Below are 22,726 nucleotides of genomic sequence, written 5' to 3'. Positions count from 1 at the left end.
GGAAGCGGGCCCAGATCAGAACCCGCCGGAGAATGGCGAAGGGCAGAGAATGATCTCTGCCCTGTTGGCTCTGAAGGAAGTTGGATGCGTGTCAGTTAGACGCGGGCTCCTCCAGAGCCAACGAAAAATACGCATACCAACGGTTAGTCATGGGCATATGGTAACGACACCGCGCCGCCGCGGCAAAATCCTTTCCGTCACACACTGCAATCCGGGAATACTCAGCCCATGAGCTCGCGAAGGTATTGCAACTGCCTGATCCAGTGATGCTCCTGGCCGCCCTCGTGGTTGTTGAACCGGTAGACCTCGATCGCCTTGTCCGGCCCGGTTCCGGAAGCCTTGCCGGCCTCCGTGCCGTAGGCGTTGAAGCTTGCGAAAACGGTGGACGGCGGGCAGACATCGTCCATCAGTGCCACGGAATACAGCGCCGGAGCAGTGGCCGTCCGGGCGAGGTTGACGCCATCGAAATAGTTCAGCACCGCCAGCATCGGCTCGTACCGGTCGCGGTGCCGGCCCAGGAAGGCCGCGATTTCCGGATAAGGCCCGCGGGGCGCAATGTCGATGGCGCGGGGAAAGTCCTGGAGGAACGGGACGTCGGGCAGCGCGGCGATGACGCCGTCGAGCCTTCCGGCAGCCAGCCCGGCAACCGCCACCACAATGCCGCCGCCCTGGCTGATTCCGGCCAGGACCACACGCGAGGCATCCACGTCCGGGTGGGATTGGGCAGCCTGCACCGCACGGAAGGCGTCAACGTACACGCGCCTGTAGTAGTAGTCCTCCCTGCTCCCGGCGCCCCGGGTCATGAGCCCGGCGTAGGCCACCTCACCGGCAGAGGGGTGGGGGTCCTGAGTCTCGCCCACGATCCCGCCGAAGCCCTGGCCGCGGGTGTCCATGGTGAACTGCGCGTAGCCGGCCTGCGCCCACGCGGTGTCCTGGTTGACCAGGCCGCGCCCGCCCGAGTAACCGATGTACTGCACGACGACGGGCAGCCGGGTCCCAGCCTCGCGGTTCGCCGGCAGGTGCAGCCAGCCTTTGATCGGCGCGCCGCCGTAGCCGGCGAACGTGACATCGAACGTGTCGATGACCGTCAGGTAGTTTTCCACCGGCTCGAACGTTGCTCCGAGCGGGAACGTCCGGGCTTCCTCGATGGTGCGATCCCAGAAGTCCTTCAGATCATCGGGTGGCGTGACCGGGGACGTATAGCCGTGGAGCTGCTCAAGGGGGAGGTCGAAGAGGGGCATGATGCGGTCCGGTCCTGTCTCATCTGGATTTCTTCGGAGATCCTATGGCATACAACTCGTCGGCGGCACCCGCTCTGACTCACAACCGTGAGAGCTGCTAGGGTGCAAAGGTCTGCAGGCCGTGCGATGCTGCCACCAGCTGGCGCAGTTCCCTGAAGCCGCCGGTGACGTGAGCGGCGGCGCGGGCCCGGACCAGGACGTTGCCGAGAGCTGTGGCCTCTCGTCTTCCAGAGCCTCGGATAACATGCCCTCACGGCCATCGAGGAACTCGTGGCCGGCAGAACCCCGGCACCCTCGAGGGCATCTCGGCTACCGGCCGCTGGGTACGTCCCCGCCCTTACTACAAGCGCTCCCGGTGGGCCGGAAAACGAAGCTTGGACGGCATCGATGTGGTGGACGGCGTGGCCACCAACCCGTTGGCCCACGCCGCGGCAACCGCCCTGCGCATCGCAGGGGCCCGCACCACGGCCGATATCGCTTCCGTGGAAACCGACCTCTACCGCGCCAACGAGATCGAATCAGACGACACGTCCGTTCTCCGGATCCGCACCACAGCCGGAGCCGAGCGCCGCCGTCGGGTCCGAAATCACCACGCACCCATCCCGTTCCCCCTGCTGCCGGAGGTTTCGGCGGTCCTGAAGGCGGACAACTCCGACGCCGCCATCATCCTGGACACGGGCATCATGAGCGGCGCGGACATCGTGGCTGCCCTGGCCCTCGGCGCCGACTTCACGCTGATTGGCTGCGCTTACCTCTACGGCCTGACGGCCGGCGGCCGGGCCGGGGTGGACCGAGCCATCCAGATCCTCGAGAAGGACATGGCCCGCACCATGGCACTGCTCGGCGTCAGCAAAGTCTCGGAGCTGACCCCGGACCACGTGCGCCTGCTGAGGAAGTAACGCCACCCGCCCCACCCGCGAGTTTTTGTCCAGATAATGGCGCCAAACGCCTATATTCCAGCCATTATCTGGACAAAAACTCGCGGAAGGAGAGTGCGATGGACTGGCAGGCTGCCGGGGGCTACTTCTTGCGCCCGAACTTTGGCAGGTTGGCCAGCAGGTCCGCGGCCTTGGTCGCTGCCCGGCCCACGGTCCGGCCGATCTGCTGCGGCATGGTGTCATCGCTGAGCGGGGTTGCGGTACCGCCGGCAATAACGACGGCGGGGCTCAGCTCCGCATCCTCGCGTGCCAGTACGGCGGCCACGGCTGCGTCACTGGGCACGAAGGTTGCCGCGCCGCGTTCGCTGCCAGCTTCCGCAGCGGGAGCCTCAGGTGACTTTGCGACGGCGGCCGCCCGGCCGACGTCGAACGTTTCCAGCCAGCTGATAACGCCTTCCAGCGGCTTGGGGTTCAGCGCGTAGTAGCGCTTCTGGCCCTGCGCCCGCATACTGACCAGCTGCGCCTCGCGAAGGACTTTCAGGTGCTTGGAAATGGTGGGCTGGCTGGCGGAGAGTTCCTCCACCAGCTCCCCCACTGCTTTGTCCCCAGCGCGAAGGGATACCAGGATGTCGCGCCGGGTTGCTTCCGCAATGACGGCAAATACGTCGTCTGTCACCATGCCTCCCACCCTAGCGACATATACGCCGGAGGGCATCCACTATTTCGTACTGCACCGGGGTACGACTGCCCTGACCTAGTCGAACCAGGGATCCAGGCCGTGGAACGGGAAAACGGCTTTGCGCGTGGCCATGACCGACCGGTCCACGGCGTCGTTTGGGTCGAACCCCACTTCCCAGGATCGCCACCAAAGCTCCACGTCATCGCCCATCATGGCGGGGGCATCCCTCCCGAACTTCGCCAACACGTAGGCGCGCCAATCCTCGGGCACGGGCGTGCGCAGCGGGACGGGGCGCCCTGCGGCGATGGCGATCAGGTGGCTCCAGGAGCGCGGAACAACGTCCGTGACGCTGTACCCGCCACCGCCGGTGGCAATCCAGCGGCCCCCGCAGTGCCGGGTTGCAAGGTTCCCGACGGCGGTGGCTGCCTCACGCTGGCCGTCCACGCTGATTTTCAGGTGGGCAAGCGGGTCGTGGCGGTGCGAATCGCAGCCGTGCTGGCTGACGATGACTTCAGGCTGGAACGCCCCCATGAGCTGAGGCACCACGGCATGGAAGGCGCGAAGCCACCCGGCGTCCCCCGTTCCGGAGGGCAGGGCCACGTTCACGGCGCTGCCTTCGGCCTGCGGACCGCCGGTATCGTTGGCGAAGCCGGTCCCCGGGAACAGCGTGAGTCCACTTTCGTGCAGCGAGATGGTGAGCACTCGGGGGTCATCCCAGAAGATGCTCTCCGTTCCGTCCCCGTGGTGTGCGTCGACGTCGACATACACCACGCGGCGGATGCCGCCGTCGAGCAGTCGTTGGATGGCCAGCGCGGAGTCGTTGTAGATGCAAAAGCCGCTGGCCCGGTCCCGGGCGGCGTGGTGCAGGCCGCCACCGAAGTTCACAGCGTGCAGCGCCGACCCGTCGAGGATGTCGGACGCGGCCATCAGCGACCCGCCGGCCAACCTCGCGGCCGCCTCGTGCATACCTGCGAAGGCGGGATCATCGTCAGTGCCCAGGCCGCGGGCTTCGTTCGGCGACGTCGGGTCCTCGCTCACTCGGCGGACCGCCGCCACAAATTCGGGCGAGTGCACGGTCTCCAGTTCGGCGTCGGAGGCCACCTCAGGGGCGGCAACGGCAACGTGCCCAAGGTCGAACAGTCCCAGGCTTTGGGCGAGGCGCGCCGTCAGGTCCAGGCGTGCCGGGGCCATTGGGTGTCCCGGACCGAAGTTGTAAGCGGTCATGGCGGAATTCCACACCACCATCGTTGGTGGCGCGGGCTGGCTGAGGCCCGGCAGGTATGTCATCAATCACAGGCTACCGGAGGTCGCCACCACGCTGGCCCGGCCATTGCGCGCGCATTAGTGGTTTACTACTGAAGGAAACAGTTTCTACCGAGGAAAAGCCACCCATGACGGAACGCCAGTCGAGGCCCCAAAACCCGGCCGCTTGGCATCCTGCCGCACCGGAGGGTGGAGGCCTCTGGATTTTCACCCGGGTGCGCGACTTCATTGACGACATCGCCAACACCTCGCCGGCCCGGCTTGCGTTGAGCGCGTTCGGGATTGTCATCCTGATCTTCACGTTCCTCCTGTCCTTGCCCGTCTCAACCGCCACCGGCGCTGCCACCCCGTTGCACCAGGCATTGTTCACCGCAGTGTCAGCCGTCTGCGTCACCGGCCTGACGGTGGTTTCGACGGCGGTGCACTGGTCTTTCTTCGGCCAACTCGTCATCCTGGTGGGCATCTTTGTGGGCGGCTTGGGCACGCTGACGCTGGCCTCCCTGCTGGCACTGATGGTCAGCAAGAAACTCGGCGTGCGCGGCAAGCTGATCGCCCAGGAGGCCATGAACAACGCGGGGCGCCTGGGCGAGGTGGGTACGCTGCTGCGGATCGTCATTACCACCTCCGTGGTGATCGAAGCCGCTCTGGCCCTCGCCCTGGTACCCCGGTTCCTCACGCTCGGCGAACCGTTCTGGCAGTCGGTGTGGCACGGAGTCTTCTACGCCATCTCGTCATTCAACAACGCCGGCTTCACCCCACACTCGGACGGCATTGTTCCCTACGAGACGGACCTGTGGATCCTGATACCGCTGATGCTTGGCGTTCTCCTGGGCAGCCTCGGTTTTCCGGTGGTTATGGTCCTGCAGCAGAACGGGCTCAACTGGAAGAAGTGGAACCTCCACACCAAGCTGACCATTCAGGTGTCTTTCATCCTGCTGGCCGCCGGCACGGTGCTGTGGGGGCTGATGGAGTGGGACAACGCCCGGACCATCGGGGCGATGGACTTTGGGGACAAGATCACGCATTCACTGTTCGCGTCCGTCATGACCAGGTCCGGCGGGTTCAACCTGGTGGAGCAGAACCACATGGAGTCCACCACCATGCTGCTCACGGATGCGCTGATGTTCGCCGGCGGCGGCTCGGCGTCCACCGCAGGAGGCATCAAGGTCACCACGATAGCCGTGATGTTCCTCGCCATTGTGGCGGAAGCCCGGGGCGACTCCGACGTCAAAGTCTACGGCCGGACCATCCCGGAGGGCACCATGCGGGTGGCCATCTCCGTGATTGTGGCCGGCGCCACCCTGGTGTCCCTCTCCGCGTTCCTGCTCCTGCAGATCAGCGGGGCGTCCCTGGACCGGGTGCTGTTCGAAACCATCTCAGCGTTCGCCACCGTGGGACTGAGCACAAACCTCAGTGCCGAGCTGCCGCCGGCGGGCGTTTACGTCCTGGCCGGCCTTATGTTCGCGGGCCGCGTCGGCACCGTCACCCTTGCTGCTGCACTGGCCCTGCGCCAACGCAGCCAGCTGTTCCACTACCCGGAAGAGAGGCCCATCATTGGCTAATTCCTCAGGCGCCCCCAACCGCCCCGCCCACAACGCGCCTGTGCTGGTCATCGGGCTGGGGCGCTTCGGCGCGTCCACGGCCGAGCAACTGGTGAAACAGGGCCGCGAGGTGCTCGCGATCGAACGCGACCGTACCCTGGTTCAGAAGTGGGCGCCGCTCCTGACCCATGTGGTGGAGGCGGACGCCACGAACATCGATGCGCTCCGCCAGCTCGGCGCGCCGGAGTTCAGCTCGGCCGTAGTGGGAGTGGGCACGTCCATCGAGTCATCCGTGCTGATCACCGTGAACCTGGTGGACCTGGGCATCGAGCATCTCTGGGTCAAGGCCATCACGCCCTCGCACGGCAAGATTCTCACCCGGATCGGCGCCAACCATGTGATCTATCCCGAGGCCGACGCCGGCGTCCGGGCCGCGCACCTCGTCTCCGGCCGGATGCTTGACTTCATCGAGTTCGACGACGACTTCGCCATCGTGAAGATGTACCCGCCGCGCGAGACGGTGGGCTTCACCCTCGACGAGTCCAAGGTGCGCTCCAAGTATGGCGTGACGATTGTTGGCGTGAAGTCCCCCGGCGAGGACTTCACGTACGCGCGCCCCGAAACCAAGGTGTCGGCCCGCGACATGCTGATCGTGTCCGGGCATGTGGACCTGCTGGAACGGTTCGCCGCCCGTCCGTAGCCACCCGCACTCCGCGGCCTCCGAGTTTTTGTCCAGTTGTTGGCCCGAAAACCGGCATTTTGGTTCATTATCTGGACAAAAACTCCGGGGTCAGCCCAGCTGCCGGGTGATCTCCGCGGCACGGTCTGCGGCGGCGCGGGCGCCGGCGGCGATGATGGCCGGCAGGTCGCGGTCGTCGAAAGTGGCGATGGCCCGCTCCGTGGTGCCGTTGGGGCTCGTGACACCCTTGCGGAGCGCGGAGGGGTCGGCGCCCGGCTCGGCGAGCATGAAGCCGCCTCCAGCTACAGTCTCCCTGGCCAGAAGCTGCGCCAGCTCAGGAGCCAGGCCCAGCTCGACGCCCGCCGCGGCCATGGCCTCTGCGAGGTAGAACACGTAGGCCGGCCCCGAGCCGCTGATGGCGGACAACGCATCGACTTGCTCTTCAGGCACCTCCACCACCGTGCCCGCACCACGGAAGATGTCCTTTGCCAGCTGGAGCTGTTCCGGAGTGCAGTTGGTACCTGGAGAGACGGACACGACGCCGCGGCCCAGCTTGGCAGGGGTGTTCGGCATCGTCCGGATGACGGGCTGCCCGGCCGGCAACGCAGCTTCCAGTTGCGCCAGCGAAACACCCACTGCCACGCTGACAACGATGGTCCTGGGCGACAGGGAACCGCTGATCTCGTGCGCCAAATCTGCGATGCCCACCGGCTTGACGCCGAGAATAACCACACCGGAGCCCTTGGCCGCCTGCTTGTTGTTGTCCGGTTCCTCTTCACCGGCGATGGCCGTAATGCCGGGGTGGCGTTCTGCCAGCTCCGCAGCGCGTTCGGCGCGCCTGACTGTGGCCACGACGTCGGCGGGGTCGGTTCCAGCCTCAAGGAGGCCGGAAAGGATGGCTTCGTTCATGGATCCACAGCCAAGGAAGGCGATTCGGTTGCTCATGGACCCATCATTGCAGTTAGGTCCAACGGCTGCCGATTTCTTACACGCACGCGGGGTCAGATCCGGCCCGGTGCGCCGCGGCTATTGGGCCGGGAGTGACCCCGCGTTCCCTGGAAAAGCGATTCACAGGCTACTCCCATGTTGGCTGCAGCTTGCGCACAAGTTACCGGCCTAACGTTGTTATTACCTCATTGAGGGTGCGAGTGATGCGGCAAGCATGGGAATGTTTGCCCGTGGCGCCGGCGTTTGCAGCAGGTTTTCCCCCATTTTCCTGCTGTGGATGCCGGCGCTTTCGCGTTAACCGCGGTTAGCCCGCGGAGGCGACGGCGAAAAGGCCCGCGACGCCGAGCAGGTACAGGATCAGGACCACCAGGGAGTCGACCCCCATGCCCAGCACTTTGCGCCGGGGCCGGAAGATCAGCCCCAGCATGTACACCAGCGTCAGCAGGATGGCCAGTGCTGTGAGATAGATGTCCGTTGACTGGGCCTGCGGAAGAACCGGTTTTCCGGAGATTAGTACGGCAACCAGGAAGAGTACGGGCAGAAACGCATTGCCGCCGAAAATATCGCTGAACGCCAGCTTGTAATCCCCCTGCTTGACCGAGGCCAGCCCGGTGGAGATCTCCGGCAAAGACGTTGCCAGCGCCAGGAAGGTGGCGCCAAAAAGGACCCCCGAGAGACCCATATGGCCCGCGATCGCTTCGCCGCTGCGTTCCAGCGCCACGCCGGAAGCGAGGGTGACGGCGGCGGCAATAGTAAAGATTGTGACCGAGCGCGCGGTGCTCTGGGCCTTTGCGTTCTTCGCGGACGTCGCCTTGCTGTGTCCGCGGGGCTTCGCCTGGCTATCTGGAGCATGTCCCTGCTCATGCCACGGCAGGGATTTCTGGGAGCGTTGGACCAGGAACAAGCCCAACAGCCAGATCAGGACGATCAGCACTGCTGCTGGCGTGAGCCGGAATGCCACCAGCGACACCGGCATTTGGCTGCCCGCGATCACGACACCGAGTACCCCGATGACCGTAACCGCCTCGATGACCAGCGACAAGGACGCCGCCCGGTAGCTCAACGCTTCGGGGCCCTTGGTACCGAAAAGGTCCAGGACAACAAGCACCACCGTCTGGATCGCAATGCCGCCCAGGATGTTACCCACCGCAACGCCGATATTTCCGGTGGCGGCCGCACTCACCGTAATGGCAATCTCCGGCAGGTTTGTGGCCACCGCCAGGAGGATCAGGCCACCGAGTGCCGATCCGAGGTGGAGCCTGTCATCAAGGACGTCGGTCTGCCGGGACAGCTGAACTCCGGCCAGCCAGATAGCGGCCGCGGCAGCAGCAAAAATGAGGACCAACATCGGCAGCGGCATCGACTCCACTTTGGCTCCTTGTCATGCAACCTTAGGCGGGTGTTACCTCGATGGTATTCCGGGCTGGGTCGAGGTTAGCGATGTGGGGTGCCGGATCCAGCGGACCCGCAAAAACCAACTGGTCCAGGCGGCGGAGGATAAGGCCCTCGCGCAGCGCCCAAGGGCAGATCCGCATTTTCTTGAACTTGAACATCTCCAGCGCGGCTTCAGCCACCAGCGCCCCTGCGAGCAGTTGATGCGCCCGGGCATCGGACACCCCGGGAAGGAAAAGCCGGTCCTCGACCTTCATGGCCGAAATCCGTTGCGCCCAGACCCCCAGATCGGTGGCGTTCAACTCGCGCTTCACATAAGGACCGGCGGCGCTCGGGGCCGCCCCGGCGATCCGCGCGAGCGACCGGAAGGTTTTGGAGGTTCCCGCTACCAGGTTGGCCCGGCCCAGGCCTTCGAACTTGCTCACGGCCGGGGCGAGCGTACTCCGGATGTAACGTCTGAGCTCCTTGACGCTTTTGGCCGACGGCGGATCCTCCGACAGCCAGTCCCTGGTCAGGCGGCTGGCACCGAGCGGCACGGACGTGGCGACCTCAGGCAGTTCGTCCTGGCCGAACGCCATTTCGAAGGAACCGCCACCGATGTCCAGGTTGAGGACAGGGCCGGCTCCCCAGCCGTACCAGCGGCGGACCGCGAAGAAGGTCATGGAAGCTTCTTCGCTGCCTGTCAGCTCCTGCAGCGTCACCGTGGTCTCGTACTTGACGCGAGCCATCACGGCAGGGCCGTTGGTGGCTTCACGGATAGCGGAGGTACAGAAAGCCAGCAGGTCATCGGCCTTGTGCCGGGCAGCGAACTCCCAGGCTTCCAGGACGAATTCGATCAGCTCGTGCTGCCCGGCATCGGTGATGTTGCCGTCGCCGTCCAGGTACTGCACCAGGGACAGCGGCCGCTTATGCGAGGCGAAAGGGACCGGGCGCGCGCCAGGGTGGGCATCCACCAGGAGAAGGTGGACAGTATTGGACCCGATATCGAGGACGCCTAGCCGCATCCTGCCATTATTCCCCCGCCCGGGCCATCACCCACAACCGGTCCAAAAGCGTCAGTTGGCGGAAGGGTCCTCGGGTGAGCCGTCGGGCAGCTCATCAGCGCGTTTGAAATCGCGTTTGATGTTGGCGACGCCCTCGGGGTTGATCTCGAAACCATACGCGGCTCCGGGGTTGATCACCATGCCCATGTCCTCGCCGATATTGGCGATGATGGCTGCGCCCTGCGTCCCCAGGACAATCGGGGCCGCCTCCAGGTACTGCTCGTCAACGCGGGTGGGGTGCGAGAATACGGCCAGGACCGGTTCGCCCTCAGCGTTCGCCAGGACCAGCGGCTCCACCTGGGAATCTTCGCCTTCGATGCCGTCGGTACTGATGACGTAGACCTCGCTGTTGAGGAACGACAGGATGACGTCCACCGGGCTGCCCTCAGGCTGACCGCCCAAAGCGAGCTTCTCTTCGAGGTCGTTCTGCGGCTTGGGGTCGGCTGTGCCGGGCTGTTCAGTCATGTATCTACATGACCACGTTGGGCACGACTGCGCAATTCCGGTAATCCGGACATGCGCAATTCTCGGCGCGCCCGCTCAATCCTCACGTACACGCACGCTGCAGGATTACTTCCATCCAGGTTTCGACAGGCTCAACCACCGGGACTTACTTCTTGGCTGCCGCCTTCTTCTTGGCCGGGGCCTTGCGGGCGGTGGTGGTGCGCTTGACCGGCCCCTTGGCCCGCTTCTCGGCGAGGAGTTCCACGGCCTGTTGCCGGGTGAGTTCCTCCAGGGAGGTGGAGCGCGGCACGGTGATGTTGGTGATGCCGTCGGTGATGTAAGGGCCGAAGCGGCCTTCCTTCACCACAATATTCTTCTCCGAAACAGGGTCCGGACCGAACTCTGCCAAGGGCGGCACCGCGGCACGTGCGCCGCGTTGCTTCGGCTGGGAGTAGATCTCCAGCGCCTGCTCCAGCGTGATGGTGAAGATTTCCTCTTCGGTGCCGATGGAGCGGGAGTCCGTGCCCTTCTTCAGGTACGGGCCAAAGCGGCCGTTCTGCACGGTGATGAGATTGCCTTCGGCGTCCTCACCGAGCGCGCGGGGCAGGCTCATCAGCTGGAGTGCTTCGTCCAAGCTGACGGAGTCGACGGTCATCGATGCAAACAGTGACCCGGTGCGCGGCTTGGCCTTGACCGGCTTCTTCGGCGGTTTGGGCTTGCCGTTCTTGTAGTACTCGACCGGCTGGTTGGCGATCTGTTCCTCGGTCATCTCGGGGATGACTTCGGTGACGTAGGCGCCGTAGCGGCCGTTCTTGGCAACCACCGTGTGGCCGGTGTGCGGGTCTGCGCCCAGCACCCGTTCCTCCGGGGCGGCGGTCTCCATCAGTTCGATGGCCTTGGCAGCCGTCAGCTCGTCCGGCGCCAGATCCTCGGGGACGTTGGCACGGGAGTTCTCCACGATTTCGCCGGTCTTCGGATCAACCGTGGCAGCAGAGCTTTCCAGGTACGGGCCGAACTTTCCCACCCGCAGCGTGATCTCGTCCGTAATGGGAATGGAGTTGATTTCCCGGGCATCGATCTCACCGAGGTTGTTCACGATGCTCAGCAGGCCCGGATCGGAGTCCTCGCCGAAGTAGAAATGGCGCAGCCAGGCGGCACCCACGGCCTGGCCATTGGCGATCTTGTCCAGGTCGCCTTCCATGTCTGCCGTGAACTCGTAGTCCACGTAGTCCGTGAAGTGCTGCTCGAGCAGGCGGATCACTGAGAACGCGATCCAGCTGGGCACCAGCGCGGAACCCTGTTTCCGGACGTAGCCGCGGTCCTGGATGGTGGAGATGGTGGACGCGTAGGTTGACGGACGGCCGATGCCCTTCTTCTCCAACTCGGCGGTCAGGGACGCTTCCGTGAAGCGCGGCGGCGGCGAGGTCTCGTGGCCCACAGCAACAATGTCCGACGACGTCAGGGCATCATCCTTTGCGACGTTCGGGAGCCTGCGGGCCTCCTCGGAGTCGTCGTCGCCGCGGCTCTCGTCCTTGCCTTCTTCATAGGCGGCCAGGAAGCCGGGGAAGGTGATGACAGTGCCGGAAGCCGAGAATTCAGCGTCCCGGCCGTCGGTAGCAACGGCGCCGAGCCGGATGGTGGCCGTGGAGCCCTTGGCGTCGCCCATCTGGGATGCGACGGTGCGCTTCCAGATCAGCTCGTACAGGCGGAACTCGTCGCCGGAGAGGAGCTTGGCCACCTGTGCCGGGGTGCGGAAGGAGTCACCGGCGGGGCGGATGGCCTCGTGGGCTTCCTGCGCGTTTGCCGCCTTGCTGGTGTAGACCCGGGGCGACGCGGGGATATACTCCGGGCCGTACAGCTCGGAAGCCTGGCGGCGGGCAGCGGTGACGGCTTCGTCGCTCAGCGCGGAGGAGTCGGTACGCATATAAGTGATGTAGCCGTTTTCATACAGGCGCTGGGCGACTTGCATGGTGCTCTTTGACGTAAACCGCAGCTTGCGGCCGGCTTCCTGCTGCAGCGTGGACGTGGTGAACGGCGCGGCCGGGCGGCGGGTATACGGCTTGGTATCCACGGATCGGACGCGGAAGTCCGCATCCTGGAGGCCCGCGGCCAGGGACGTGGCGAGTTCCTCGCTGAGGTGGGCGGCGTTGCGGGCGGTGAGTTCGCCGTCGTCGTTAAAGTCGCGGCCGCTGGCCACCTTGGCGCCGTCAACGGCAGCCAGTTTCGCCTTGAAGGAGGCGGTGCCGGCGCCGAACTGGCCGGTCAGGTCCCAGTAGGACGCGGCCTTGAACGCCATGCGTTCGCGTTCGCGGTCCACCACCATGCGGGTGACCACTGACTGGACGCGCCCGGCGGACAGGCCGCGGGCCACCTTGCGCCAGAGTACCGGCGAGATTTCGTAGCCGTAGAGGCGGTCCAGGACGCGGCGGGTTTCCTGCGCGTCCACCAGGGCCGTATCAACATCGCGCAGGTTGTCCATGGCGCGGTGGATGGCTTCCTTGGTGATTTCGCCGAACGTCATCCGGTATACCGGGACCTTGGGCTTCAGGACCTCCAGCAGGTGCCACGCGATGGCCTCGCCCTCGCGGTCCCCATCGGTTGCGAGGTAGAGGGCGTCGGCATCCTTGAGCGCCGCCTTCAGCTCGGTGACCTTCTTCCGCTTGTCCGCAGACACCACGTAATAGGGCTTGAAGTCGTTTTCGATGTCGACGGCGAACTTGCCCACCGAGGTCTTCTTCAGTTCCGCGGGAAGCTCGGATGGCTGCGGCAGGTCGCGGATGTGACCGATGGAGGCCTCTACGATGAAGCCTTCGCCGAGGTATTTGGCGATGGTCTTGCTCTTGGCCGGAGACTCCACAATCACGAGTTTTTTGCCGGTTTTGGCCTTGCTTGGCACGGTGCTCCTACAGAAAAAGGTTGCTCGGGCAGATGAGCCCATACTCGCCTAGTTCACCATATTTTGGCCGAGGATGCGCATTCATGTGGAAAACGTCCGGGTCCGCAGGGCGGTTTCCGGCCCCGGTTTCAACGTTATCCACAGCCTCCGGAATCCCGCTTATTCGGCCGGCAGCAGGAATCCGTCGCGGACCAGATTGCCTGCCTCGGTGAGCAGCCCGGCCCGGAAGGCGTCGCCGTCGAACCCGTCCTCCCCGGCCAGGCTCCCACCCAGCAGTGCGGCCAGGGCGCCGATGATCTGCGCGACGGAGAGGTCGCCGTCGCACGCGGAGACGAACCCGGCCAGTTCCGTGCTGAGTAGGTTGGTCCGACGCAGCCCGGCACCCTGGCGGAGCAGGATCACGCCCGGATGCTCCGCGCCGGGGCGCTGGTGGCGTTCCTCCGTGACGTCGTCCGCCACGATCAGGTGCGCGTCCGCCAGGTCGTTCAGGGCAAGCCAGTCGGAACGCTCGACGGCGGCCCCCAGGTGCGGTCCCACCGGCTGTTCGATGGGGTACGTGATTTCCTCGAAGCGGCTGATGGCGCCGGCGGACCCGGCGGCAGGCCGCCGGAGCCAGATCATCCCGAAGCCGATCCCCTCCACGTCCCGGGCGGCGAAGTCCGCGAGGTACGCCGCGTACGCGTCCCGGTAGTGCTGCCGGTCGCGGGATTCGGAGGCGTCCTGCAGCCACGTTTCGGCGTACTGTTCGGGGCCCACCTGCTCGCGCTGGATGAACCAGGCATCCGTGCCCGGGCTGATCCAGCTTTGCGGCCGCTGGTGCCACGCTGTTCCCGCCGGGATTTCCCAGTTGCCGAGCAGCTGGGCGGTGCCGCCAGGGGCCAGGACGCCGGGCAGGGCGGCTATGAGGGAGGACACAATCTCGTCCCCGGGCAGGCCGCCGTCGCGGTAGGTGAACTGCCCGGACGCCGCTTCACCGGATGTCCGCGGCGTGATCACAAACGGCGGGTTGGACACCACCAGCTCGAACTCCTCCCCGGCCACGGGATCCAGCAGCGACCCCAGCCGCAGGGTCACCCGGTTTTCCAGGCGAGCGGGATCCAGCAGCAGCGCTTCGGCATTCAGGAGCAGGTTGAACCGGGTGAACGCGAGGGCACGTTCGGAGATGTCCGTGGCCGTGACATGCTCGGCATGGTGCAGCAGGTGGAAGGACTGGATTCCGCAGCCCGTCCCCAAGTCCAGCGCCTTGGCTACGTGCCGGCGGACGGTGGTCTGCACCAGCGTGGTGGACGCCTGCCCGATCCCCAGCACATGGTCGTGCCGCAGGACCCCGGCCTGCTGGTGCGCGGCGAGGTCGCTGGCTACCCAGAGTTCGGCGCCGCCACTGCCGTCTTCGTTAGCATCCCAGCCGTACGGACGCAGGTCCGCCTTGGCCTGCAGCAGTTGGGTGCCGGACAGATCGGTGCCGGGCTGCTCAAAGCCGGGCACGGGCTCCAGCAACCCCAGCTCCACCAAGCCGTCGGCCCGGATCCCCGACAGGGCGGCGTCGAGCGTTGCCCGCGCCTGCGGTTCCGCCAGGAGCCAGAGGCGAACGACGGCGGCGAGCGCCGCCGTTGCTGATCCGCCGCCGGCGGGCGAACCATGGGCGGCACTTTCGGTGGCCAGCAGGGCCGGGATGATCTGGTCGCGGTTGAGCGCGTTGTAGGCTGACTCACCCAGCAGCCCGGCCACGCCGTCGAGCGTGTAGTCCACCGCGCGCAAGTCGGCGGCGAGCGCCCTCAGCAGCCCGGAGCGGTCGCTGCGCGGCGCGTCGGGGGTGTTGCCGGCAAGGAAGAGCGTGGAATCAGTCACCGCCCAAGTCTATTGGCGGGCGGCGCTTCCCCCGGCGGCTACAGGTTCGCTTCCGCGTAGATCCTCAGGGCATCCCGGACGAAGCCTGAGCCATCAGTGCCGCCGTAGTTCTTGGCGAACCGCGGGTCCGCGACGTACATCTCGCCGAGGCCCATGACGTACTCCTTAACATCGCCCCTGCCGCCCACACCTGCGCCACCCCCGCGGGCATCCGACGCTGGAGTGCCGGGGATGCCGGTCAGCCATGCGACGTGCCGTTGTGCAAGGGCCTGGGCTTCCGCGCTATCCGGCGCGATGCCGGCCGTGGCCGCGGCGGTCCAGTCCTCGCCCAACTGCTGTGATCGCTGCTTCCAGGCGGACTTCTGATCGGCGCCCATGCTGCGCCACCACGAATCCCCCTTCGCATACGAGTCCTTGCCCCACCGCTCTTCGACCTCGTCCTTGTACTGCGTGTGGTCGAAACCGTTGAACATGTCTTCCGCCAGGATTTCGCCGCCTCCTTTCACTGCGTTGATGGTTTGGGTGACTGACGCGATCTGCCGCGCCAGCCTGTCCTGTTCCTGCCTCAGCCATTCGAGATGGCCGGTGAGCGCCTTCGCGGCGTCCGTTTCGGCGTCGAGCACCTGGCTGATCACCGGCAGCCCGAGCCCCAGTCCACGCAGGAGCAGGATGCGCTGAAGCTGCACCAGGGCCGCCTGGTTGTAGTAGCGGTAGCCGTTGGTGCCGGTGCGGCTCGGTTTGAGCAGGCCGATGTTGTCGTAATACCGCAGCGTCCTGCTGGTGGTGCCGGCGATCCGGGCAATGTCCTGGATGGACCAGTCCATCTGCTCCTCCTTGCGCTGTTTGTTCTGGAGCCTGACTGTGGGTCCCGGCTGACATTTCCACGATAGATGTTGACGTAGCGTCAAGCTCAAGGGCCTCGGATCACCGAACATCAGGGCCTCCGGGTAAGTTTGAAGCATGGCTCTCTTTCCCACCTCCATGCCGCGCGCCCTGACCGCAGTGGCCGCCGCCGCCGTCGTTCTGGCCGTTTCCGGCTGTGCACAGCAGCTTTCGGTGGAGAACGCCGATGTACCCGCGTGGAAGGCCACGGCGATGCCCTCGGCCACCGGCATCGTGACCGAAGACGCGGGCAAGATCCTCAACGCCCGGCCCGTGGACCACACCCAGAATGTACCGGCAGGGAAGTACACGCTGACGCTGGTCTGTGAAGGCGGCGGTAAAGCTTTCCTCGCCGTGCGGTCCGGCGGCAAACAACTATTGGACCTCGGAGCGGCCTGCTACGGAACGCCCGAGACGACGAAAATCAGCCTCACGGAAACCGGGCCGCTGGAGCTCAGCGCCTCCAGCCTGGACGCACCGCTAATCTACGCGTACCAAGTGGTGGCCGGATAGTTCCCGACAACCTTCCCTACTTTAAGTAGGGGACGCTTCCCCGGTCCGGCTGGTGCTCCCGGCGTTACAGTCGGCCTATGCCCGCACTAAAGGGAGCGGCTCCGCGTCGTCTTTCTGCTTTTCTTCCGGGCCATCGCCTGTCCGGGAAGGGTTCCCTGCGTACCCGGCCGGTCATCGCCGTCGTGCTTTCGGCGGCGGCCGCCCTGCTGGCCGGCGCTGCACTGGCGGGGTGCGAATACAGCTACGACGACGGCTGGCAGCCTGCGCTCAACGACACCCTGGCCGCGCCCGCCGTCACCGACCCGGCTTTTGCCACCGATCCGTGGCAGAACGATCCCGTCGACGAGGCTGGCCTTGAAGCCTGGCTGGAGTCGGTCCAGCTCGGAACCGGGCTGCAGGTCGCGCACCGGGGCTACGGCCTGCTGCGCGCGGAGGAAATCCGGACCGAGATCGTGCCCAGCCTGTCGCCCGGAACGTACGTCTTAACGCTGGCATGCCGCAGCCAGCGGCCGGTCACCTTTACTGTCAGCAACGGCGAGTACACCATGCTGCACCTCAGCCTGCGTTGCGGCTCGACGCGGCAAAACGTGATTTACATGTCGGAGGAAACGGTGCTGACGTTCCGGGTGGAAGCTGGGTCAGAGGCTAATTACGCATACCGGCTGATCTGGCTTTGAGCCTCTGCCGCCGCAGGCCTGGCGCTACAGGATCCCGTGAACGCTTCGCTCAGGCAGCGCAGCCTTCAGGGCAGCGCAGCGTCTCCGGGCTGGCCGCGCACTCGGCGCAGTTCAACGTGAGGGTGCGGCAGCTGAGGTTGGAGCAATTCTCGAACTTGCTGGTGGGTGCGGCGCAGCGGACACATTCGCCGATGGTTTTTGCGTCCTCGCTGAACTCCAGGTGCATTCGCTTGTCGAAAACGTAGAGCGAGCCTTCCCACAGGCCCTGGTCCTTGAACCTTTCGCCGTAACGGACAATGCCGCCGTCGAGCTGGTAGACGTGCTTGAAGCCGCGGTTCACCATCAGGCTGGAGAGCACTTCGCAGCGGATCCCGCCCGTGCAGTACGTGACCACAGGTTTGTCCTTGAGGGCGTCGTACTTGCCGGAATCGAGTTCCTTGATGAAATCGTGCGTGGTGGCCACATCGGGAACGATCGCGTCCTTGAACTTACCGATCTGGGCCTCGAAGGCGTTGCGGCCGTCAAAGAACACCACATCCTCCCCGGCCTGCTTCCTGGCTTCCACCAGTTCGTGCAGCGCTTCGGGTTGGAGGTGCGTGCCGCCGCCCACCACGCCGTCCGCATCGACCTTGAGTTCGCCGGGGGCGCCGAAGGAGACAATCTCGTCCCGCACCTTGACGCTCAGCCGCGGGAAATCGTCGGCGCCCCCGTCGGACCATTTCACGTCGATGCCGTGGAAGCCCTTGTACTCGCGCGTGGTCTTCACATACTGCTTGACGGCGCCGATCTCGCCGCCCACCGTGGCGTTGATGCCGTCCTTGGAAATCAGGATGCGTCCTGTCAGCCCAAGTTTCTCGCAGAGGGCGCGTTGCCAGAGCCGCACCGCGTCCGGATCAGTGATGGGGGTAAAGCCGTAAAAGAGCACAATTCGGTTCAAAGCCACGTATTTAAGGGTACTGGGTTTGCCAGGCACTGGCCTGCCTGTCCGCTACGGGTGGCCTGGCCCCGCTGCGGCGGCGGCGTCGCATCTGTTCAGGGCGGTTTCGGCCGCCCGGTGGCCGACGACGGCGACGGCGACGGCGAACGACGAACGGCACCGCGGCGGCCGTGACGGCGGCCCCGCACGCACCGGCGCCACACTTAACCGCCCCGCGCTGCCGCGCCGTCACCCACCAGCCGTGACACTCGGGGTGGCGCTGGCCAGGAGGAACTGAACGCGGACGGAACGTTCATGGCTTCGGGGGATTCCGCCCGTCTGGTCTGGTCACGATTGCATAAGCAAGCACGGTCCCGGCAGCGAACCCCTGTTGCTTGTGACGGGGCTGGAATACCCTCATCACATGAGTCCGGACGCCATGGTTGAAGACATCACACACCTTCTTGCGGTCTGGGTAACTGGTTGGGCCGGTTGCCGCGGGTACCAAACATCAACTGAAGGCCGATTCCCCGCTGCACTGCGGGCCGACACCACCGGAGAATGGGAGTACTTCTCCCACGACCCTTCCGAGGACGAGTTCGCGGCCTTGGCAGCAAAGACCGCGGATGCCCCTACCCGGATACTGACCATCCTGACCAACGACGTCCTCCGGTATACCCAGCTGGCCGGGAAGCACGGGCTCAACATCACGTCCGCGTCGCAGGCCATGATGATCGTGGACATGGAAACCCAGGACACCGAGGATCCCTGGCTATCGGATGACGACCTGAACCTGGTCACCTCCGAACTGGACGGCGTCCACCATGCCGTAGTCCGCTCCGGCGACTCCGTGGCGGCCAGTGGCCGGGTACGTGTGGTGGGTGCGACCGCGGTTTTCGACAAGATTGTGGTCCAGCCCGCGTTCCAGCGCCGTGGCCTGGGCAGCTTCATCATGAAGGCCCTCGCGGCGCAGGCCATTGGCCCGGATGTGGAGAACGGCCTGCTGCTGGCTTCACTGGACGGCCAAAAACTGTATTCCCACCTGGGTTGGGCCACAGTCTGCCGTGTCCTGATGCTGTCCACCTCCGATGAGGGTGCGGACCTTTCCGTGGGCTGATTTTTCCGCGGATGAAAGAATGTTGGGGTGAACCCCCATGACTCGCTGATCCCGTTGCTGGGCCGCGGTTCGGACCCGGAGCAGCTCCGTCATGTCCGCACCATCCCCGCGCGCCAGGCGGTCCACGAACCGTGGCCGGGCTGGGCCCACCCCGATCTCGTGGCCGCCTATGGTTCTCTGGGCATCCACGAGCCCTACCGGCACCAGATCCAGGCCGCCGATCTTGCCCACGGGGGCGAGCACGTGGTGATTGCCACCGGTACCGCCTCCGGAAAATCCCTTGCCTACCAGCTGCCGGCTCTGGACGCCATCCACCGTTCCGAACTGCGGGTGCTGTCCGAGCCCGGAAAAATCCACGACGACGGCGCCGTGACGCTTTATCTCTCCCCCACCAAGGCGCTCGCCGCCGACCAGCTCGCCGCCATCCGTTCCTTGAATCTGTCCACTGTGCGCGCGGAGACATACGACGGCGACACCGACCCAGCGTCCCGGCGGTGGATCAGGGACCACGCCAACTTCATTCTGGCGAATCCGGACATGCTGCACTTCGGCATCCTGCCCAACCATGCGTGGTGGGCCAGCTTCTTCCGACGGCTGCGGTACGTGATTGTGGATGAAGCGCACAGCTACCGGGGCGTGTTCGGCTCGCACGTGGCCAACCTGATGCGCCGGCTGCGCCGCATCTGTGCGTACTACGGCGCCGGGACCTCCCACCCTGGCCCGGTGTTCATTGCGGCCTCTGCCACGGCCTCGGAGCCGGGGACGTCCTTCGGGCGCCTGATCGGCGCGCCGGTCCGGACCGTTGCCGAGGACAGCTCGCCGCATGGTTCCACCACGGTTGCGTTCTGGGAACCCGCTTTGACGGACCTCAAGGGCGAGAACGGGGCCAGGGAGCGGCGGACTGCCGTTGCTGAAACGGCCGATCTGTTGGCGAACCTGGTCTCGTCCAGGATCCGGACCATCGCCTTTATCAAGTCCCGGCGCGGCGCGGAGACCATAGCGTCCATCACCAAGCGCCTCCTGGAGGAGGTGGACCCCAGCCTTCCGCAACGTGTGGCCGCCTACCGGTCCGGCTACCTGTCGGAGGAGCGGCGCGCCCTCGAAAAGGCCCTCCGCTCCGGCGAGCTCCTGGGCGTCTCCAGTACGTCCGCACTGGAACTTGGGATCGACATCTCCGGACTGGACGCGGTGCTGGTGGCCGGCTGGCCAGGAACGCGCGCCTCGCTGTTCCAGCAGATCGGCCGCGCCGGACGCGCCGGCCAGGACGCCATCGCCGCCTTCGTAGCCAGCGATGATCCGCTGGACACCTACCTGGTGAACCATCCGGAGGCGATCTTCGACGTCTCCGTCGAGGCCACGGTGTTTGATCCCTCCAATCCGTATGTGCTGGGGCCGCACCTTTGTGCTGCCGCCGCGGAGCTCCCCCTCGGGGTGGCCGAGCTCGGCCTCTTCGGCGGCACCACCGAAAAGCTGCTGGGCCAGCTGGTGGCCCAGGGCTACCTGCGCCGCCGGCCGGCCGGCTGGTTCTGGACCCACTCCCAGAGCGCTGCCGCGATGGTGAACCTCCGGGCCGACGGCGGCGGACCAGTGAGCATCGTGGACGCGGACACCGGCTCCCTGCTGGGGACCATGGACTCGCCACAGACGCATTACCAGGCCCACACCGGGGCCGTTTACGTCCACCAGGGCGACAGCTACGTGGTGGAGGACCTGAACGAGGACGACCACTGCGTGGTGGTCCGCCGTGCCAACCCCGATTACTACACCACCGCCCGGGACGTCACCCAGATCGAGGTGCTCGAAACCCAGCGGACCGCCCAGTGGGGCGGCGTCGCTGTGCACTTCGGTGACGTCAAAGTGACAACCCAAGTGGTCTCCTTCCAGCGCAAGGCCCTGATATCCAACGAAATCCTGGGCGAGGAGCCCTTGGAGCTGGGAGCCCGGGACCTCTTCACCAAGGCTGTCTGGTTCGTGGTGGACAACCGTTCGCTGACCGGTGCCGGGCTGGACGAGGCACAGTTCCCGGGAGCCCTTCATGCCGCGGAACACGCAGCGATCGGGCTGCTGCCGCTTGTGGCTTCCAGTGACCGCTGGGATATCGGCGGTGTGTCCACGGCCATCCACGCTGACACCGGACTGCCCACCATCTTTGTGTACGACGGGCACCCCGGCGGCGCGGGCTTCGCCGAGCGCGGTTTCGACAAGGCGAAAGTCTGGCTCTCGGCGACGCGGGACGCCATCAACGCTTGTGAGTGTGAGTCAGGCTGCCCGTCCTGCGTCCAGTCCCCCAAATGCGGGAACAAGAACAATCCCCTGGACAAGGCTGCGGCCATCACGCTCATCAACGTCCTGCTCAAAGATGCGAGCGAGGCACCTTCCCGGAATGTGGAACTTCTGCCCCCGGCGGAACGCGCCCTCAATCCGGCGGCGGCTCACGGCGGCGGTCCGGCCCGCGCATGACCGCTGGCGGCACCGAGCATAGTCCGCGCAGTGAGCTGGGTCCGGACCTCGACGGTCTGCCCTGCCCCTTCCGTGCAGGTGACGAGGACGGCGTCATGCCGCGCTGCCACGTCGGCGGCCACGGTGCAGGGATCCCCCGGGGTCAGCCCGCGCAGGGCATCTGCCCCGGCGAGCGCAGCAAGGTCCGCCGCTGCAGCCGCACGGCTGGCCATCACCGCCGACTGGGCCAGGAGGAGCAAGAGGGCCATAGCCATGATGACCACCAGTGCGAGCCCAGCCGCCAGGACCGTTCCCGAGCCACGCTCCGGGTGGTCCCGGCACTGGCCGCTCATGCAGCACCGCTGGTCAGTTGCGTTAACCGCTCTGATGGCACGCCTTGGTGCGGCACGTGGCGGCCGGCCACCAGGAGCCGGGGTGGCGCCGCCAGTGACGGTGGCACCGCCAACGGCGGTGGCGCAGCCAGTGGCGGTGACGTGCGTGCGGCCGCAACCTGATCCAACGGGCGGGGCGGAACACCGGATGACATCGGCGTTTCGCTCCGGGCCGCGGCCTTCGCCGTCAGCGTCCAGGGCACCGTAACTCCCAGTGGGCCGCCGACCCTGTCCGCCACCGTGACGCTCAGCCACTCGCCGTCGGCCGCCACCGACGCAGTGGCCGATTTTCCCGCCAACGTCCTGACAATTCCCTCCACTGCGGCTAGGTCGTCACCGCGGGCCAATGCTCTGGCGCCGGCGTGGGCTGCCTCTTCGAGCCTGAGCTGGGTGACGCCGGCGGCGGCCCCGGACAGGCACAAAGCGAGCAACAGCAGGACAGCCGGCAGCACCACGGCGAACTCAGCCGTCACTGCGCCGTGGGCGTTCCCCGGCCCACGGCTGCCGCGACGGAGTGAAGCAACCTTCCGCATCCCCTCACCCTCCCGCCCGGTGTCCGGGTGCAGGGCCGCCGGCGTCAGGATCACGGCAAGGCCAGCGCCGTGCGGATGAGGTTCAAAAGGAACCCTCGTACTTCGTCGCTGCGCAGAATGAAGACGAGGAGTCCGGCGAACCCCACCGCGGCCAAGGTGGCGATCGCGTATTCGGCCGTGGCCATCCCGGCTTCCGAAGCGGAGGGGCGGCGCCTGCGGTTCTTCCGTCCGGTGGCACCCGGGTAAAGCTCCACCACGTTGCCGTTATGTTCGGCTGGCGCTTTCAGGTGCGGCCCATCCCCGGTGCCCGACGGTCCAGTGGTAGCCTCCGGTACAGCGGCGGCAAGAGCGTTTTGGCTGGTCATGATCATGGTTCCCTTCTGCAGTCCGGCCGAGTTGCCGGTT

Annotated in this window: 20 protein-coding genes and 1 pseudogene; 7 read left to right on the top strand and 14 right to left on the bottom strand. The window is 65.9% G+C overall.

Going from position 1 to position 22,726, the window contains the following annotated elements; translation table 11 throughout:
- Window positions 1-221: 221 nt before the first annotated feature.
- The gene (locus ABIB27_RS12600) at window positions 222-1,241 is read right to left on the bottom strand and encodes an acetylxylan esterase (RefSeq protein ID WP_354217516.1); all 1,020 of its coding nucleotides are present in this window, start codon (window positions 1,239-1,241) and stop codon (window positions 222-224) included.
- A 593-nt stretch (window positions 1,242-1,834) separates the two neighbouring features.
- Between ABIB27_RS12600 and ABIB27_RS12595 the strand changes: the two are divergent.
- Window positions 1,835-2,140: pseudogene (locus tag ABIB27_RS12595) on the top strand (alpha-hydroxy-acid oxidizing protein); the annotation flags it as partial.
- 121 nt (window positions 2,141-2,261) lie between these two features.
- Here the strand turns inward: ABIB27_RS12595 and ABIB27_RS12590 are convergent.
- Window positions 2,262-2,798 carry an ArsR/SmtB family transcription factor gene (locus ABIB27_RS12590; protein WP_354253952.1) on the bottom strand — a complete coding sequence of 179 codons (537 nt, stop codon included), beginning with the start codon at window positions 2,796-2,798 and terminating at the stop codon, window positions 2,262-2,264.
- 75 nt (window positions 2,799-2,873) lie between these two features.
- A complete protein-coding gene (locus ABIB27_RS12585; RefSeq protein WP_354217518.1) occupies window positions 2,874-4,085 on the bottom strand; it encodes an acetoin utilization protein AcuC in 1,212 nt (403 codons plus the stop codon).
- Window positions 4,086-4,189: 104 nt separating this feature from the next.
- On the opposite strand from ABIB27_RS12585, the gene ABIB27_RS12580 reads away from it, so the two are divergent.
- The gene (locus ABIB27_RS12580; RefSeq protein WP_354217519.1) at window positions 4,190-5,623 is read left to right on the top strand and encodes a TrkH family potassium uptake protein; all 1,434 of its coding nucleotides are present in this window, start codon (window positions 4,190-4,192) and stop codon (window positions 5,621-5,623) included.
- 40 nt (window positions 5,624-5,663) lie between these two features.
- Window positions 5,664-6,302, top strand: coding sequence for a potassium channel family protein (locus ABIB27_RS12575; RefSeq protein WP_502909206.1), 639 nt, complete (start codon window positions 5,664-5,666; stop codon window positions 6,300-6,302).
- Window positions 6,303-6,392: 90 nt separating this feature from the next.
- Here ABIB27_RS12575 and proC read toward each other — a convergent pair whose 3' ends face one another.
- The 7 genes from proC to ABIB27_RS12540 form a co-directional block, all read right to left on the bottom strand.
- Window positions 6,393-7,226, bottom strand: coding sequence for a pyrroline-5-carboxylate reductase (proC, locus tag ABIB27_RS12570; RefSeq protein ID WP_354217521.1), 834 nt, complete (start codon window positions 7,224-7,226; stop codon window positions 6,393-6,395).
- Window positions 7,227-7,533: 307 nt separating this feature from the next.
- Entirely contained in the window at window positions 7,534-8,589 is a 1,056-nt protein-coding gene (locus ABIB27_RS12565; RefSeq protein WP_354217552.1) for a sodium:calcium antiporter, read from the bottom strand.
- A 31-nt stretch (window positions 8,590-8,620) separates the two neighbouring features.
- The gene (locus tag ABIB27_RS12560; protein ID WP_354217522.1) at window positions 8,621-9,625 is read right to left on the bottom strand and encodes a Ppx/GppA phosphatase family protein; all 1,005 of its coding nucleotides are present in this window, start codon (window positions 9,623-9,625) and stop codon (window positions 8,621-8,623) included.
- A gap of 51 nt (window positions 9,626-9,676) precedes the next feature.
- A complete protein-coding gene (locus ABIB27_RS12555) occupies window positions 9,677-10,129 on the bottom strand; it encodes an SseB family protein (RefSeq protein WP_354217523.1) in 453 nt (150 codons plus the stop codon).
- Window positions 10,130-10,274: 145 nt separating this feature from the next.
- Window positions 10,275-13,004, bottom strand: a complete 2,730-nt coding sequence (topA, locus tag ABIB27_RS12550; protein ID WP_354217524.1) for a type I DNA topoisomerase — start codon at window positions 13,002-13,004, stop codon at window positions 10,275-10,277.
- Window positions 13,005-13,163: 159 nt separating this feature from the next.
- Window positions 13,164-14,852 (bottom strand): DUF7059 domain-containing protein, encoded by a 1,689-nt coding sequence (locus ABIB27_RS12545; RefSeq protein ID WP_354217525.1) that lies wholly within the window; start codon window positions 14,850-14,852, stop codon window positions 13,164-13,166.
- A gap of 38 nt (window positions 14,853-14,890) precedes the next feature.
- Window positions 14,891-15,676 carry a MerR family transcriptional regulator gene (locus ABIB27_RS12540; RefSeq protein WP_354253951.1) on the bottom strand — a complete coding sequence of 262 codons (786 nt, stop codon included), beginning with the start codon at window positions 15,674-15,676 and terminating at the stop codon, window positions 14,891-14,893.
- Between the two features lie 136 nt (window positions 15,677-15,812).
- Here ABIB27_RS12540 and ABIB27_RS12535 point away from each other — a divergent pair, with 136 nt between their 5' ends.
- Window positions 15,813-16,247, top strand: coding sequence for a DUF6023 family protein (locus tag ABIB27_RS12535; protein WP_354217527.1), 435 nt, complete (start codon window positions 15,813-15,815; stop codon window positions 16,245-16,247).
- A gap of 77 nt (window positions 16,248-16,324) precedes the next feature.
- Entirely contained in the window at window positions 16,325-16,924 is a 600-nt protein-coding gene (locus tag ABIB27_RS12530) for a hypothetical protein (protein ID WP_354217528.1), read from the top strand.
- Between the two features lie 49 nt (window positions 16,925-16,973).
- Here the strand turns inward: ABIB27_RS12530 and trhO are convergent, their stop codons facing one another.
- Entirely contained in the window at window positions 16,974-17,867 is an 894-nt protein-coding gene (trhO, locus tag ABIB27_RS12525; protein WP_354217553.1) for an oxygen-dependent tRNA uridine(34) hydroxylase TrhO, read from the bottom strand.
- A 397-nt stretch (window positions 17,868-18,264) separates the two neighbouring features.
- On the opposite strand from trhO, the gene ABIB27_RS12520 reads away from it, so the two are divergent.
- Together ABIB27_RS12520 and ABIB27_RS12515 are read left to right on the top strand one after the other, a co-directional pair.
- The gene (locus tag ABIB27_RS12520; protein ID WP_354217529.1) at window positions 18,265-18,957 is read left to right on the top strand and encodes a GNAT family N-acetyltransferase; all 693 of its coding nucleotides are present in this window, start codon (window positions 18,265-18,267) and stop codon (window positions 18,955-18,957) included.
- A gap of 27 nt (window positions 18,958-18,984) precedes the next feature.
- Window positions 18,985-21,417 carry a DEAD/DEAH box helicase gene (locus tag ABIB27_RS12515; RefSeq protein WP_354253950.1) on the top strand — a complete coding sequence of 811 codons (2,433 nt, stop codon included), beginning with the start codon at window positions 18,985-18,987 and terminating at the stop codon, window positions 21,415-21,417.
- Here ABIB27_RS12515 and ABIB27_RS12510 read toward each other — a convergent pair.
- The 3 genes from ABIB27_RS12510 to ABIB27_RS12500 are packed head-to-tail and all read right to left on the bottom strand — an operon-like array spanning window position 21,390 to window position 22,692.
- On the bottom strand, window positions 21,390-21,749 hold the full coding sequence (locus tag ABIB27_RS12510; protein ID WP_354217531.1) for an Rv3654c family TadE-like protein: 360 nt from the start codon (window positions 21,747-21,749) through the stop codon (window positions 21,390-21,392). The genes ABIB27_RS12515 and ABIB27_RS12510 overlap by 28 nt on opposite strands.
- Window positions 21,746-22,375 (bottom strand): TadE family type IV pilus minor pilin, encoded by a 630-nt coding sequence (locus ABIB27_RS12505; RefSeq protein WP_354217532.1) that lies wholly within the window; start codon window positions 22,373-22,375, stop codon window positions 21,746-21,748. The genes ABIB27_RS12510 and ABIB27_RS12505 overlap by 4 nt, the downstream gene beginning before the upstream one ends.
- Complete coding sequence (locus tag ABIB27_RS12500) at window positions 22,372-22,692, bottom strand: DUF4244 domain-containing protein (RefSeq protein WP_502909200.1); 321 nt, start codon at window positions 22,690-22,692, stop codon at window positions 22,372-22,374. The genes ABIB27_RS12505 and ABIB27_RS12500 overlap by 4 nt, the downstream gene beginning before the upstream one ends.
- Window positions 22,693-22,726 lie beyond the last annotated feature (34 nt).

Origin of the sequence: Arthrobacter sp. UYEF21 (genome assembly GCF_040546085.1) — a bacterium.
Lineage (GTDB): Bacteria > Actinomycetota > Actinomycetes > Actinomycetales > Micrococcaceae > Arthrobacter.
This window is presented reverse-complemented; position numbering and strand designations above follow the sequence as displayed.

What these genes read in the sequence shown, in the direction of transcription:
- ABIB27_RS12600 (WP_354217516.1), bottom strand. Translation starts at nt 1,241, where the DNA reads ATGCCCCTCTTCGACCTCCCCCTTGAGCAGCTCCACGGCTATACGTCC.
- ABIB27_RS12590 (WP_354253952.1), bottom strand. Translation starts at nt 2,798, where the DNA reads ATGGTGACAGACGACGTATTTGCCGTCATTGCGGAAGCAACCCGGCGC.
- ABIB27_RS12585 (WP_354217518.1), bottom strand. Translation starts at nt 4,085, where the DNA reads ATGACATACCTGCCGGGCCTCAGCCAGCCCGCGCCACCAACGATGGTG.
- ABIB27_RS12580 (WP_354217519.1), top strand. Translation starts at nt 4,190, where the DNA reads ATGACGGAACGCCAGTCGAGGCCCCAAAACCCGGCCGCTTGGCATCCT.
- proC (WP_354217521.1), bottom strand. Translation starts at nt 7,226, where the DNA reads ATGAGCAACCGAATCGCCTTCCTTGGCTGTGGATCCATGAACGAAGCC.
- ABIB27_RS12565 (WP_354217552.1), bottom strand. Translation starts at nt 8,589, where the DNA reads ATGCCGCTGCCGATGTTGGTCCTCATTTTTGCTGCTGCCGCGGCCGCT.
- ABIB27_RS12560 (WP_354217522.1), bottom strand. Translation starts at nt 9,625, where the DNA reads ATGCGGCTAGGCGTCCTCGATATCGGGTCCAATACTGTCCACCTTCTC.
- ABIB27_RS12555 (WP_354217523.1), bottom strand. Translation starts at nt 10,129, where the DNA reads ATGACTGAACAGCCCGGCACAGCCGACCCCAAGCCGCAGAACGACCTC.
- ABIB27_RS12540 (WP_354253951.1), bottom strand. Translation starts at nt 15,676, where the DNA reads ATGGACTGGTCCATCCAGGACATTGCCCGGATCGCCGGCACCACCAGC.
- ABIB27_RS12535 (WP_354217527.1), top strand. Translation starts at nt 15,813, where the DNA reads ATGGCTCTCTTTCCCACCTCCATGCCGCGCGCCCTGACCGCAGTGGCC.
- ABIB27_RS12530 (WP_354217528.1), top strand. Translation starts at nt 16,325, where the DNA reads ATGCCCGCACTAAAGGGAGCGGCTCCGCGTCGTCTTTCTGCTTTTCTT.
- ABIB27_RS12520 (WP_354217529.1), top strand. Translation starts at nt 18,265, where the DNA reads ATGAGTCCGGACGCCATGGTTGAAGACATCACACACCTTCTTGCGGTC.
- ABIB27_RS12510 (WP_354217531.1), bottom strand. Translation starts at nt 21,749, where the DNA reads ATGAGCGGCCAGTGCCGGGACCACCCGGAGCGTGGCTCGGGAACGGTC.
- ABIB27_RS12500 (WP_502909200.1), bottom strand. Translation starts at nt 22,692, where the DNA reads ATGATCATGACCAGCCAAAACGCTCTTGCCGCCGCTGTACCGGAGGCT.